We start from the raw sequence: 13,766 nt of genomic DNA, 5'->3' as shown, positions 1-13,766 counted from the left end.
CCAGTTCAAGCCAGCAGATGTGCCAGCAACGCCCTCAGTTGCGCTGGCTTCAACGGTTTGCGCATCAGTTCGATGCCGGCGGCGCGGGCGGCGTTGGCGATTGTCTCCGAACCATCGGCGGTGACGATCAGCGCCGGCACCGCGCGGCCGAGACAATCACGGACTTTGGCGATTGTGGTGGTGCCGAGGTCGCCGCCGTCGAGATGCTGGTCGGCTATGACAATATCTGGCAACCAGTCCGTATCGCCAAGCATGTCGAGCGCGTCACCGGTCGAGGTGGCGGGGCGCACCAGGCATTGCCAGCGCTCGAGCAGGGAGGTCATCGCCTGCAGCACGTCGATGTCGTTCTCGACCAGCAGCACCCTTGTGCCGAACAGACCGTAGCCGCGCGGCCGCTCCATGTCGACGGTGCTGGCGATTGGATCGGCCGTGTCGCCGATCCCGACCGGAACGTCGATATGGAAAATCGTGCCATGTCCGACCTTCGACGAAAACGTGACGGGATGGCCGAGGGCCGCGGCGATGCGGCGCACGATGGCCAGCCCCAACCCCAGCCCGCCGGCGGCAAGCCCGGCATCCGTCGGGATCACGCCGCGATGGAATTCCTCGAACACCGCCTCGCGCTGGTCGTCGGGGATGCCGCAGCCGGTATCGGCGACGTCGATGCGGATCGTGTCGCCGCGATGCCTGGTGCCGACCAACACGCCGCCCGAGCGGGTATAGCGCAGTGCATTGGACAGGATGTTCTGCAGGATGCGGCGCAGCAAGGTTCGGTCCGAACGAACGAGCGCATCGACCGGCCGGAACTTCAGCGTCAGCCCCTTCATCTCCGCGACCGGCTGAAAATCCGAGCGCAGAGACGAAAACAGCGTCTCCAGGCTGACATCGGTGATGTCGGGCTGCACGACGCCGGCATCGAGCTTGGAAATGTCGAGCAAGGTGCGGAGCAGGTCCTCCATCGTCTCCAGCGATCGCTCGACCTGGCGGACCAGCTTTCTGCCTTCCTCGCTGGTCTGTACTTCAGCAAGCGCCGAGACCGACAGATGCGCGGCGTTCAGCGGCTGCAGCACGTCATGGCTGGCGGCCGCCAGGAACCTGGTCTTGGACAGGTTCGCCAGCTCGGCGTTTTCCTTGGCTGCGTTCAAGTCGATGTTCGACTGCTCCAGCCGGCGCAAGGTCGAATGCAGCTCTTCGGTGCGGCTGCGCACCCGGCTCTCAAGCGAAATGGCGGTCTGGAACAGCGAAAAGGCATTGCCTTGCTGGTCCATGGAACGCTCGACGCGGCTGATCAGCGCGGCGTTGATCTTCTTCAGCCTTTCCAGGTCGTCGATGTTCCTGAGCGGCATCCCGGATTTCCTACTCCGCCGCTTCGGCCGCATTGCGTTCACCGAAGGCGATGCCGGTGAAGGTCTGGTTCAGATGCATCGAACGGTACTGTTCGCCATAGGTGCCGAAGCCGAGGACGTTGTTGACCTTGTAGAGTTCCGAAATCTCGCGATAGACCTGCCGATTGCGCGCGTCGAGCCGGCGCAGCACGCAGTCGAAACCGAGGATCAGGTCAATGCCGCCAAGCCTTTCGCTGACGTCGCTGAGCGCGGCGCGGGTCGCCTCGACCATGTCCTTAGGCTGGGCGACGGCAAGCACGACACCATCGTCGATGGCGCAGAAGAACGACAGCGAGCCGTCCGCGTGCATCTTCTGGATTGAACGGCAGTAAAATTCGCCGCCGACTTTCACCACCACCGGATGCGAGGCAAAACTCAATGGCGTCAGCATCTGCGCGACAACGCCGACCGAGGCGGCATATTCCTCGGCGGCAATGGTGGCGTTGAATTCGCGCACGATGCGATGGTCGGGATCGGATGCCGTCACCACCAGCTTCTCGTCGGTGGGAACGAAATTGTCGGTCTTGAACACGTGGAAAGGAATTTCCGTGGTGACCAGCACGATGATGGCGCTGTCGGAGGTCACTTTGCCGTTCGAGATCAGCCGTGTTGTCTCGAATTTCAAATCATCGCCAGCCGACCCACCGATCAGTGGGATGTCGTCGAGCCCCCAATGGATGGCGGAGGTCACCGCTTCTTCGGCATAAGACAGGCCGTCGATCAAGCAGAGCGCGAAAGTGGTGTCGGCCCGCTCGTGCCCGAGGCGCTCGTGTAACGAACGCCTCAGCGCCTCGACTTCGCCGGTAATCCCGTCCATGCCCGATGAGGACAGATTTTCGACCATGGTGCTGGCTGCCGAAAACGATCCGGAGGGAAGCAGCATAGCCAGGATCTGGCCTTCCTCCAGCCCCTTGGGCGTTATCTCACCGGCTGTCGAGCAGCCGGCATAGTGGAGCGCCGGTGCGTGGGTCTTCAGCGCTTCCGACAGGGCGACGGCCTCTATGAGGCTCTGCGAGAAAAACAGGAGGGCAAACCCGGCGTCAATGGCCGCTGCTTCCGCTGCCACCGCCCGGGCGAACGCATCCGCGTCAGATTCGTCGGTGGTGAGCACCGAAACGCCGCATGCATAGCGCGTCCGTGACTTGGCCAGCGGCTTCCTCCTCCATTTCCTCCAACGCTCTTTTTGTGCGCGTCTGGCGCGCCGGCGTCGAGGTCATTGTTGTCTTGAAGCGGCGCTTTGGCAATGAGCCAACATGATGGATTTGAAGTTTCTGCCGTTTGACGGCGTCCGCGCTGCCGCTCACAGACGAAAGGCCGCGTCGCACCGCCATCCGTGCAACGAAGGCCCAGCTGAATTTGCCGCAGGCGAATGTCAAGGCTCGACGTGCCAAGAATGGGGCAGGATATCGCGCTTAGCCGTTGCCGCTTTGGACAGGGTGTTAGTCTAGCCTGGCGGTTGTCGTGGTCAATCCGGGGCAGATGACAGCCTACGCCAATGCGCTCGGCAAGCGGGCCAGGACCGACACCACCGATGCTGCTGTAACGCTGCCTTCGTTGGGTCGAGCAAGCGGCAAGTGCCCGTTGCGCGGCACCGAAGCCGAGGCCCTGGCCGGGCTCGTCGCTCGCCGCCGTCAGATTGTGCGGATGATCGCAGCCGAGAGAGCCATGCCCGCACCGCCATGGCAACGCAGGCACCAAAGAGCATCCAGCCAAAAGGAAAAAGACCGGCTGGAGAAGGTGTTGTTTCGCGGTTATTTCCGATCGCTTAGACTCAATTAGGCGACTTTGAGATCTTTCATCGCCTTTTCAACGACATCCTTGATCGGCCTCGATACATCTTCGGCAGCCTTGGTCGTCACGGCCTGAAATTCCTTGGCCTGCTCGACGGTCTTTTCGAGCTGCGTGCGCAAGAAGGCAGTCTGCAGTTCGATGAACTCGGACGGCGACTTCACGGCAACCAGGGCTTCGAGGTGCGAGAAGCCGGCTTCGGCATTGGCGCGCAGAGCAGCAATTGTCTTCAGCGACAACTCGTTGCCGACGGTCTTGGCGGTTTCGAAGCTCGACTGCAGAGCCTTCTGGGTCGTCTCGGTGCCTGACGCAAATTTCGCATAGGCTTCTTTCGACTGCTCGACGCCCTTTTCGGCGACAGCGCGGACCTGGTCGGCAGCCTTCGACGCGTCGAAGGTGGGGAATGAGGTATTTTCAACGGTGTCAGCGGTCTTGGCCATAGTTTCCATCCTTTCCGGTGGACGGCCTTTCACAAAAGCCGTCTCGTTCATTTACGAAACTGACGTTACGGCATTTATAGTGCATTGCAATATTTTTGTGCGACGCACCATCCCTCTTCCAGCGTTCCGAGGGGGCATGCGGAGGGTCGGTGGCATCTCGAGATCGCCGGTTCTGCACGAAGAACTCTTCTGGACGGATCACCTGATCCCTGATCCAGCATAGCCTCGCAACAGAGCACGACGTTTTGCCACCTGCGTATCTACTTCAGCCGCTATTCGGCAACCGTCCAAGTCTACGTCAACGAAAGCGTTAAATTCGTGCGCCGCAAACTTTCAGTCGGCGTACCCGCTGGGCACAAGGCGATCGCTTTCCTTAGCGCGCCATCGAGAAGTTGCCTCGATATGGCGGTGGTTGACGCGAAGGCGCGCCTCTACCGCTTCCAGTGCGCCGTGAAGTGACCACCCCTGGTGGTCTATCGGTTAGCCAAGTTCCGGATCAGTGCGGATGCCTGAAGAAGACAACCGCTTCCTATCATCCAGGCATACAGTCCCACATGATCCGACGGGCTGAAGCCGGTGGGCAAATGCACGATAGGCATTCGAAACGACTTATCGTCGATCACCAACCCAACGGATCGAAGATCCGGTGGCACGTTTCCGGGAATTGCCAAAATTGGGGTATCCTTGTCCCAGACCAAGCTTGTCGCCAGCGACTCTTCATTATAGGCAACCGAAACATCCGCCCTGTGCCCCGGTGGGCGCCAAAGCTCCAGTTTGAGGTCATAAACGCAGCCTGTCAGACCATTTTCGACCGGCACCATCCAAGGTTCCAAGGTGGCGGCCGTCGTGTCGGAAACGCCACGAGATCCACCTATGGTTTGGAGCTGACCAGCGGCATTCCCCAATAGATCCGAAATCGCAGTCAAACTCGAAGAAGCGCCTGCCGCCCCGTTAGACGTTGATCCAGAATCTGATGCGTCGTCGGTCACCACAATATCCGCAGGTCCCGGCAACGCAGTGACCGAGCCATCGTCACCCATCAAAGTGACAGTCGATCCACCCTCGATATGCACGAGGTCGCCCAGTCTGAACAGTTTGCCGAGCTGAGGGCTGTCCGCGGGAGGATCGACAGCGACAACGACATACTCGCTGGCCGCAAGAGCGCTCGAGCAGGAACCAACTGCTGCGATGGCCGCAGCCAGTAGGAAAATGATTTTGGGTTGCCGATACATGACGCACATTCAACCATGCGCTTGTTTTACTTGCCTTCAAGATAGATCCTATCGCCAGCCTCACCCTGCTTCAGTCTCCCAAGGTGATAAGCAACGAGGCCATCGTTGGGATATTGAATGGCCAGCGATGCAAAGGCAGCAGCGGCAGTCTTGTCGCGCGCGGACATCAGCAAGTAAGCTTGCGAGTAAGCCTCCACCATCTCGCGATTCATACGCCCGTCTTCCAGCAACTCGAAGGCTGAGATCCACTCAGTCTTGCCTTTCAGACACAACACACCGGACGGCCGAAGCAGGTAGTCATCGGAAGAGTTCGCCACCTCCTCGCTGATGCAGTTCACGGTACCTAGAAACTTGTTCGCGCCTTCGAGCCTGGCAGCGGTGTTCACCGTATCGCCCATGGCCGTGTAGTTGAAGAATCGATTGCCCCCAAAATTTCCGACAACTGCAGGTCCTCGATGGACGCCGATACGAGTGACGCCAACGTCATGGCCTCTAGACTTTAGATCTGTCCGAAATCTTCGAGACATCGCGACGGTAGCAAGCGTTAGTTTTAGGGCCCTTTCGGCTTGGTCCTCCTGCACACCCGGTGCGCCAAAAAAACCAATGACTGCATCGCCTATTAGTTTGTCTATCGTGGCGCCATGTTCAATGAAGAGACCACAAACCGCCTCGAGGTATTCATTCAGAACCGTAGCAAATACCTCTGGTTCCGTCCGTTCGCCCAAACTGGTGAATCCCTCAAGGTCGGTGAACACGCACGTTATCAAGCGTTCGGATCCGCCGAGGCGCAGTGACGCCGGCTTGCTGACTAGCTCTGCCACGACTGCCGGGCTGAGATACTGAGAGAACGCGTTCTGGACGAAACGCCTTTCTTTCGAGTCCCGGTGCCATGCCAGAATTGCGACGAATCCGGAGAGCCCTAGCAGCAGCATCGACGGCGCGACCATAGGTAACAGAATTCCGGCCTTGGCAAACGCGGTTGCTTCTAAGATCAAAACCGAAACGACTGCGCCGATGATGACCACAGGTTTCACCAACACTGATATGCGGAGCCAAGCGACCCAGATGCAGAGCGCCGTCGCGAGAACGAAGGGCCCAAACGCCGCCACCGCCTCTGGCGTAATGATTTTGTCGCCCTTGATCAATCTCGCCAGCGCATTGGCATGAATAACGACACCCGGCAGCGCTCCGGCAACAGAGCCGTTCAGCACGGCAAAGGGGGTTGCATGACGATCCTGCAGCGGGAGGTCAACGCCGATCAAAACGAACTTCCCGGCGAACCAGGCCGGGGGCGCGAAAGCGGCGGCGTGTGCCGGATATATTGTCCATCGTGCCGGATGAATGCCTGTAGACCGATAGTAGACCATCTTCTCCGCAGCTTGCGATGCCGATATGCCGGCGGTCTGCGCAAGCGCTGATGCAAAGCTAGGTTGCCAGTTGCCATTCACCACGCGCCCGGGAAATTCTTCCCGCACAACCCCGTCGACCCTATCATGAGACAGGGCGGCCAGTCCGCGGATGGCGCTTGGCGCGAAGCGACTAAGATACGACAGTTGCTTGTCGGTAAGGTCGTCCCCGTGTGATGCAGATGCGACAATTACCGGACTTTCGGCCGCCTCGATAACCTCAGCTAGGCGCCGATCCTTTTCCGCCTCGGTTGGCTGATCGAAAAGCAAGTCGATGCCTATTGTTCTCGGATGAGCCTTATCGATTCTCTGCACGAGGTCGGCCAAGGCACCCCGATCCAGCGGCGATCTATAGGGAAACCTTTCCAATGTCTGCTCTGTGATCGTTACGATCACGATGTCTGTCGGGGGCGCGACGAAGGGCGAGATGGTCGTCATCAAGACGTCGCGCAGCAGTTTCTCGCCTGAGGGAGAGAATGTGGCAATGCAGGCGCCCAGAATGAAAAAGAATCCGAGCGAGGCGAGAAGGCGCCCTTTTTGAACCATTCCGATCGGCGTGAAGACGGCCAAGCTGCGTGCAATTCGTTTCGGTGTCTATCGGCGTGAATCTACACAGCATAGACCGCTGACGAACTGTGGGCTAGCGGTGGGCCCTTCGCTAGATCCGCTGGACTTGACACTGCGAAGCACCGGGCTCAGTCTCGCAAGACTGCTCCGGTTTTATCCTGTCCATCGACTGGTGAATCCGCTGCATGAGCTGAGACTAAGGATATCAGCCATGATGGCGCTTCGCTTCGCCATTGCGCTTCTTCTAGTTTCGCTGAGCGCCCAAGCGTGGGCAGAACGGCGCGTCGCGCTGGTCATCGGTAATTCTGCCTATAGATACGCGGTTCCACTTTCCAATCCAAAAAATGATGCGGTGGATATGACCGCAAAACTGCAGGCGTTGGGCTTTGAGGTGGTTGCAGGCGAGGACCTCGATCTGAGCGGGATGCGCGGCACGGTTCGAGATTTCATCGGCAAGCTGGATGGTGCCGACATGGCGCTTCTCTTCTATGCCGGCCATGGCGTCCAGGTGAACGGCACCAACTACATGGCTCCCGTTGATGCGCGGCTATCCACATATAACGACCTCGACTTCGAAGCCGTGCCCATGGACCTCGTCTTGTCGGCCATGGAGCGAACCACGAAGGTCAACCTGGTATTTCTGGATGCTTGCCGGGACAGTCCTTTCTCACAGAACCTTGGGCGCTCGATGGGTACGCGATCAGGGTCGGTCGGTCGGGGCTTGGCAAAGCTAGGCACGGGCGTTGGATCGCTCATAGCCTTTGCAACGCAGCCCGGGAACGTTGCGCTGGACGGCGAGGGAAGGAACTCGCCGTTCACATCTGCGCTGCTGAAGAATCTTGGTACGCCTGGCCAGGACATCTCCCGCGACCTCATCAACGTCCGTAGGGATGTGCTTGAAGCAACCGACGGCAAGCAAGTGCCATGGGACAACTCCTCGCTGACGGGCGACGTCATTTTGCAACCGTTGTCCGGAAACACCGCTGTCACGGCGGGTGCGAAAGGAGGGGACGTAGAAGTAGCCTATTGGGAGACCATCAAGGAAAAAACGGACAAGCGCTTCTTTGAGGCCTATCTCAGACAGTATCCAAGCGGCGCCTTTGCGGCGTTAGCCAGCTTGAAGATCGACGAGATCGAACAGGCAGCAAAAGATCGTGGCAAAGCCCCCTCGATTTCCATCGCGGGCCTGGCGGTTGCAGAAGCTCATCCTGATTTAGATGTGACGCAAGCTTTGGCTGATCCGCGCGCGTTGACAAAGGCAACGCAAACAGAGCTAACGCGAGTCGGCTGCCTTGTCGGACAGGCAGACGGCAAATGGGGACCGGGAAGTCGGAAAGCTCTTCAAGCCTTTGCCGAGCAGCGGGGATTGAAGCTTGCCAGCCTGGAGCCGACGAAAGAGGTGTTGCGCGCAATCAAGAATATCCCAGAACGTGTCTGCGCTCCGATCAAGGTAAAGGCTTTTGATGGCGCGTGGGCACTGACGCGGCGCGCAGGTAATTCCGCCTGCGATTACACTGAACAGTCAACGACAATCTTTATCGATGGAACGGAAATTTCAGCGATGGTGCCTTTGGCCGGAACAATCACCGCCGACGGGGCATTCGACATCTATTTAAGTTTCGTCGATGACGATGGTGCGCCAAGGCAAAACCATATCATCGGCAGGCTTCAAGGTGCGAAAGGCAGCGGTGAGTTTTCTCGAGTCGGAGGCGAGTGTGCAGGTGTCGTAAGACTTGACAAGCGTACTGAATAGGGCCGGCATTTGCGGGTCCGTGCAAACGCCGACCAAACCATTCGGACGTGGTCCGTCTCATTGAACCAACGTTGAAGTCGCGTGGACTTTGCCGTCGTCGCGTACCTCGTAAAATTTGTCGTTGTCAATGTAGATAAGATGACAAACTGGTTTACCTTGGTCTTGTGAACAGGCCTTGTCGCCGTCTAAAGTCAATGGAACTTTGACCTTTATCTTAGTTTTGTTGTTCACCAAAGCTTCACCAATGATCTGTTTTTTCTTCCAGTTCCAGACAAGAGTGGCAGTTATGGCGGCTCCAGCGTCGTATATAATTACATTTACCTTTTTCCCATCAGCAAAAGTCTTAAATTCTTCCATCGATGCTTTCTTCGCGCTACTTGGTAGATCCTCGGCCCAAGCGGACATAGCAAGTGAAAACGTAGCTGCGACAACAAGCGATAACAGTTTCATCCTATCCTCCCCATCCCCCGCCGGTTTGACTGACATGTCTATATATTCTTAAGCGAGGAGACTGAAAATTATCATGATAACAAGCTTTCAAGAAGCGGAAATCAGCGCGTCCTAGATGTCGTTGGGGACATTTGCTCAAGTTGAGCGAAGCCGCACATTCTAGCATGTTCCCTAGGATTTGCGCTTAAGCCAACGCGTTCTCGGTGTTTACAATGCGCAGACCGCCCGAGCGTGTGATGCGTGGTGTTTGGATTGCGAGCCTCTTTGCACTTGCCGCCGCGTATGTTGCCGACCAAGCGGGCCTTGAGGGCATCGTCTCGAAGCGCGCCGACAGCCCGTATCGAAGCGGCCCGACGACGAATTGGCTGAAGACGAAGAGCTTCACAGTCCAGGAATACGAACTATTGGGCGTCGAGCGCGAGCCGGGCAAGGCGGCATTCGCCTTGCTGGCGAAGCCCGGTACCGGAAAATATGCCGGTTCGGCTTTCATCACCTTGAACCAGGAGATGCGCGAACGGCTGTGGAAGCGTGTCCAAGAGCACGCCGGGCCACCGCCGAAGGGCAAAAAGCGGCCGGCGACCATGGGTCAGGCCGGGCTGAAAGCCCACGTCAAGCATCTACGGGGCGAGTTCGGATTTCGCCACGCCTCACTGCAGGATTCAGAGAGGAGTGATACCTCCAGCGAACACGGCACGAATTAGCCGGCAAACCGCGGCGGGCGGGTGCCTCGGGGACAAGATGGTAGATTGCCAATGCGTTTGCGGGTGTGGCCTTAAGTCGCAAACTATTGGCTTCAGAAGCAGGGCGTCGGGCTTCATTGACGGTGCTGCCAACACCATATGGTGATCCATAGCCTCCCAAACGAGAGAAGCTCGCCCCTGACGGGTCGCACTGCGGCCGTCACCCGGCAATTGCTACGAACTAGGAAACCATCATGCCTGAAAATATCAGACTAACTTCGAGAGATGTCCCCCTCATTCAGCTAGGCCTCTATCAATGCCGCTTCCCGGTGAGCGAAGACCCGTCAGTACCCGGTGGTTATCGTTTTTGTGCTGGGCCAACTTCGCCGGATCGCGTCTACTGCGATCACCACCACAACATTGTGACCGCCGTGGACCCTCGTCGAGCCCGTTCGGGTCTCCACCTCGCTCAACGACGCGCTGCGTAAGTCTGACTGGCGGCGGCCTCCCGGCCAGGCGCTATGCGCTCCAAGGCCTTGGCACGACCATTCCGTCGGCTCGGTCTGGCGCATCCTCCCTTATGCCGTCTTCGCCGATGTATCCCCCGTCGCCCGATTGAGAACGACGACTTCTCGCCGAAGCGATCGCTTCGTAGCCCGACTGGAAGCTCAGTGTGCTTTTGTAGAGGTCGAGGGTCCCATCCAACGTCTGGACTCCACTGGAGTGCCTGCACTCGAGAGCGATTGGCTCTGCGGCAGCCGATAAGGACCAAATGCGCCATCTGCGGAAGTTCGAGGCATCGCCGATGAACGGCAGCCATCGGGCCCGTCGCAGAAGTTGGGGTGCGAGCGCACTATGGCGCAAGTCGGCCCCATTGCCGACTTTCCCGCACCCAATATTCCTATGAAGGATGATCTTGCTTTGAGGGCAACCACCGTCCACAACACAAAGGCTTCAACGGTTTTTATGCGGCCAATCGGACTTCTGCCGGGCCACAACCGGACAGCCGTTCACTCCGGCAACCCCGCGAACCGCATGTGTCCGATCCAGCGATCGAGGGCCCCGGGGGCGAGGTAGTTTTTCTCCCATTGCCTGCGTTGTTTGCTGATGGAGTCGCCGGGCGAGTCTTTGAGGAAAACCGCAAGTGCTTGCTTTGCTTCCCGCTTGTTTCCCAGACAAGCGTGGATCCCGGCAAGCATGCGCTGTGCGCCGCTCGGGATTCTAGACATTTTCCGCATCGCCGTCAGCGCAGCCCCGCAATCGTTCTTTTCGTAGAGCGCCCAGCCCATCTGCCAGTGGAACCAGTCGGGGTGGAAGGGATCGATGCCCTTGGCCTGCTCGATCCGATCAATCGCTTCGTCCGTGCGGCCAACGTTCAGCAGCACGCCTGCACTCATGACGAGGATATTCGAGTCGCTGGGGTTCAGGGCGATCGCCTGATCGTACCGGGCAAGGGCCTGCTCCATCTCGCCGGCTTCGGTGTGGATGCTGGCGCGGATGTTATGCGCCTCGGAATCGTCGGGAGCGAGTAGAATAGCCTTGTCGGCGTATTCGGCAGCCCGCTTCAACGCCTCGTCGGGGTTATTTTCCTGCTTGTGCCAGAATACCGCGTCATTGCGATAGGACCAGGCCATCCCGATATAGCCGAACTGGGCGTTCGGATCCGCTTCGATCGCCTTGAGGCTGAACTGCCTTAGCAGATCGTTCCCCGCGGCAGAGAAATTGATCTCGGCCCTTCCCATCAACTCGGCCCTTCCCATCAGGTAGTAGCGGAGCGCGCTGACCTGCGCGGCGTCACTCCTTGGCAGCGGGCGCTGGATTCTCTGCCCGACCCGATCCGCAAGCGTGCGGATGATTTCCTCCTGGACGACGAAAAAATTGCCAATCTCCCGGTTGTAGGTGTTGGCCCAGACATGCGATCCGTCATGCGCATTCAGCAACTGGGCGGTCACTTTCAGCCGGTCTCCGACCTTCTGCTGGCTGCCTTCGAGCAGGTAGTCGACGCCGAGTTCATCTCCGATCTTCCTGGTGTCGACCGGCTGGTCGCGGTACCTGAAGCTCGAGTTTCGGGCGATGACGGCATAAGTCTTGCTCCGCGAAAGCTCGGTGATGATCCCCTCGGCGACGGCATCGCTGAGATATCCCTTATCCGCGCCGGTACTGAAGTCGTCGAAGGGAAGGATCGCAATCCTCGGCATGTCGCTCGAAGGAACTCGAGCGGCTCGCCATATTTCCGCGCCGTAGTATGCGCCGATCGCTGCCGGAGCGAGAACGATTGCAGCAAGAATGAAGCCGCGCTGCGAGAATCGTGTCTTGGCACGTTCCGTGTCGGCTGCGGCGTTTGCGTCCGCCGCGTCCGACGGATTGGCATTCAGCCGGTAGCCTCTCTTTGGGAGGGTTTCCACGATCACGTGCGCGTCGTCCCTCAATGCGCGGCGAATATCGGCAATGCATTGAGTGAGGCTGTCGTCGGTCACGAAGGTCTCGGGCCAAACCGCCTGCATCAGCGCATCCTTGGACACGATTTCGCCCGGTCGCGCCGCGAGCACCGAGAGCACCTCGGCGGACTGGCTGCGAAGATTGACCGCTTTGCCTTCGACGGTTCGGAGTTCTTTGCTTTTCGTCAGGAAGGCAAAACCGCGAAACGTGATCGTTTCAGCAGATTTCAGGTCAATTTCAGGGGCCGTTCGGGACATTTCACCTTCCTGGCGCGCTTCCTAGTTTAGCCCATTCGGCCTTCGCCTCCAAGCGATCCCAGCAGCACCGGATGAAACGGAGGACGACATTGAATCGCACCAAGCTCATCATCGCTCTCGCTCTTCTTTTGGCAGCGCAAACGGCTGCAAAACCGGATCCCCGCATCGCGAGATTCTGTGGTCCTGACCATGTCAACAAGGTTGCCTCAGACGACGTCCGTCCCAACCCCGGCGGTTATTGTGTCGCCAGCCTTAAGTCGATGGATAACCGGGCCATGTTCACCGCCATCGCTGTCACAATCCTTCTGACCAACCAGGGGGAGCTAATCAGGCTCCCCGACGTGAAACCCATGACCTCCATGGCGGAGTGCAGAGCTTGGACCCATCAACAGGAGTTCATGCGTGTACTCCCCGGCTATCTCGCCACCTTCCATTACTGCGACAACGCATCAGAACCATGATTTTGCAAGGCCTGGCTGTTCACGCTCGGCCGAAGGATGGCACCACTCCTGCCGGGACCAAGGTGTCGAGATCGGGCCTGTTCCGCCGATCTGTGCGAGCGAATATTTGCTGCGCGTCAAAGGCGACGTTTCGCGGGGTGGCGCGCATGTTTGGTACGAACTGAGGCGGCACCCCAGCGAAGATCCGCAAGATTCGGGAAATTTGGATTTTCGCTTACACGCATCATCGAAGCCGTCGGGCGGCACTGCGGCGCGGCGCTATCCGCATCTCAGCCGCAGCTAGCGCTGGCTCCCGGATCATATCGAGTCCGGCGGGACAAGAAAACAGTTCTCATGCTCTTGGGTCGGATGGAGGCATATATGATAGTCGCCGTCCTGCGACGGAATCTCATCACCATATGGGATGAAATATCGCTGTTGCCGCGTGATCTTCCGATGACCCCCGGGCCTCAGGATCACAACCCAGCCACCGGGACGAACATGAACCGCGCCGTTTGGGATTCGCTGACACTCGCCATGTTCGGCGTCGCCGTGACAGCAGGCCGGCGGATAGCTCCATCCGGACGGGCATCATGTGCGCTCGAGGGAACCAAGAATCCTAGCGACGAAAGGGCCGCAAGGACGACCGCGGCAGGGGCTTGGCGCCGCGCCATTCCCTTTTCCGATTGCCGCTTCGGCCACATGTTAATGCAACTATACGCCTGTTATTAGCATTAGCTAACAAAAAGGTGCTGACGCGTCATCTTATGCACCCGTTCTTGCGTTCCGTTTCGGCATGCTGTCTACCCGGTTCTATCCCGGTAGTGTGTCTCAGTCGTCTAATCGCGGACCGAAATGCAAGCCCAAATTTGTATTGAGGTGTCGTTTGCCGGGAGCACGGTCGTCTTCGCGGTCGACATGAAGCCGCC

The 13,766-nt window shown here is 58.6% G+C and carries 11 protein-coding genes; 4 read left to right on the top strand and 7 right to left on the bottom strand.

Annotated features, from left to right (window positions below; all coding sequences use genetic code 11):
* Positions 1-5: 5 nt before the first annotated feature.
* Both NKI08_RS31260 and NKI08_RS31255 read right to left on the bottom strand, forming a co-directional pair.
* Positions 6-1,346 (bottom strand): ATP-binding response regulator, encoded by a 1,341-nt coding sequence (locus NKI08_RS31260; protein ID WP_352616179.1) that lies wholly within the window; start codon positions 1,344-1,346, stop codon positions 6-8.
* A gap of 10 nt (positions 1,347-1,356) precedes the next feature.
* The gene (locus tag NKI08_RS31255) at positions 1,357-2,496 is read right to left on the bottom strand and encodes an FIST N-terminal domain-containing protein (protein ID WP_352774886.1); all 1,140 of its coding nucleotides are present in this window, start codon (positions 2,494-2,496) and stop codon (positions 1,357-1,359) included.
* A gap of 350 nt (positions 2,497-2,846) precedes the next feature.
* On the opposite strand from NKI08_RS31255, the gene NKI08_RS31250 reads away from it, so the two are divergent.
* Complete coding sequence (locus NKI08_RS31250) at positions 2,847-3,164, top strand: hypothetical protein (RefSeq protein ID WP_352774885.1); 318 nt, start codon at positions 2,847-2,849, stop codon at positions 3,162-3,164.
* Here NKI08_RS31250 and NKI08_RS31245 read toward each other — a convergent pair.
* The 3 genes from NKI08_RS31245 to NKI08_RS31235 form a co-directional block, all read right to left on the bottom strand.
* Entirely contained in the window at positions 3,161-3,622 is a 462-nt protein-coding gene (locus tag NKI08_RS31245) for a phasin (protein ID WP_352616184.1), read from the bottom strand. The two genes, NKI08_RS31250 and NKI08_RS31245, sit on opposite strands and share 4 nt — an antisense overlap.
* Before the next feature lie 464 nt (positions 3,623-4,086).
* On the bottom strand, positions 4,087-4,845 hold the full coding sequence (locus tag NKI08_RS31240; protein WP_352774884.1) for a hypothetical protein: 759 nt from the start codon (positions 4,843-4,845) through the stop codon (positions 4,087-4,089).
* 26 nt (positions 4,846-4,871) lie between these two features.
* Positions 4,872-6,821 carry a CHASE2 domain-containing protein gene (locus NKI08_RS31235; RefSeq protein WP_352774883.1) on the bottom strand — a complete coding sequence of 650 codons (1,950 nt, stop codon included), beginning with the start codon at positions 6,819-6,821 and terminating at the stop codon, positions 4,872-4,874.
* Positions 6,822-7,029: 208 nt separating this feature from the next.
* Between NKI08_RS31235 and NKI08_RS31230 the strand changes: the two genes are divergently transcribed.
* Entirely contained in the window at positions 7,030-8,571 is a 1,542-nt protein-coding gene (locus NKI08_RS31230; RefSeq protein ID WP_352774881.1) for a caspase family protein, read from the top strand.
* A 57-nt stretch (positions 8,572-8,628) separates the two neighbouring features.
* On the opposite strand, the gene NKI08_RS31225 is transcribed toward NKI08_RS31230, so the two are convergent.
* Complete coding sequence (locus NKI08_RS31225; protein WP_352616192.1) at positions 8,629-9,021, bottom strand: hypothetical protein; 393 nt, start codon at positions 9,019-9,021, stop codon at positions 8,629-8,631.
* Between the two features lie 212 nt (positions 9,022-9,233).
* On the opposite strand from NKI08_RS31225, the gene NKI08_RS31220 reads away from it, so the two are divergent.
* The gene (locus NKI08_RS31220; protein ID WP_352774879.1) at positions 9,234-9,722 is read left to right on the top strand and encodes a hypothetical protein; all 489 of its coding nucleotides are present in this window, start codon (positions 9,234-9,236) and stop codon (positions 9,720-9,722) included.
* A gap of 989 nt (positions 9,723-10,711) precedes the next feature.
* On the opposite strand, the gene NKI08_RS31210 is transcribed toward NKI08_RS31220, so the two are convergent.
* Positions 10,712-12,397 (bottom strand): winged helix-turn-helix domain-containing tetratricopeptide repeat protein, encoded by a 1,686-nt coding sequence (locus NKI08_RS31210; protein ID WP_352774877.1) that lies wholly within the window; start codon positions 12,395-12,397, stop codon positions 10,712-10,714.
* An 89-nt stretch (positions 12,398-12,486) separates the two neighbouring features.
* Here NKI08_RS31210 and NKI08_RS31205 point away from each other — a divergent pair, with 89 nt between their 5' ends.
* Complete coding sequence (locus tag NKI08_RS31205; protein WP_352774875.1) at positions 12,487-12,858, top strand: hypothetical protein; 372 nt, start codon at positions 12,487-12,489, stop codon at positions 12,856-12,858.
* The last annotated feature ends 908 nt before the right edge of the window (positions 12,859-13,766 follow it).

It is taken from the genome of Mesorhizobium sp. M0768, assembly GCF_040320195.1.
Taxonomy (GTDB): domain Bacteria; phylum Pseudomonadota; class Alphaproteobacteria; order Rhizobiales; family Rhizobiaceae; genus Mesorhizobium.
Note: the sequence above shows the minus strand (reverse complement) of the source record. Positions and strands in the feature narration are given on the sequence as shown.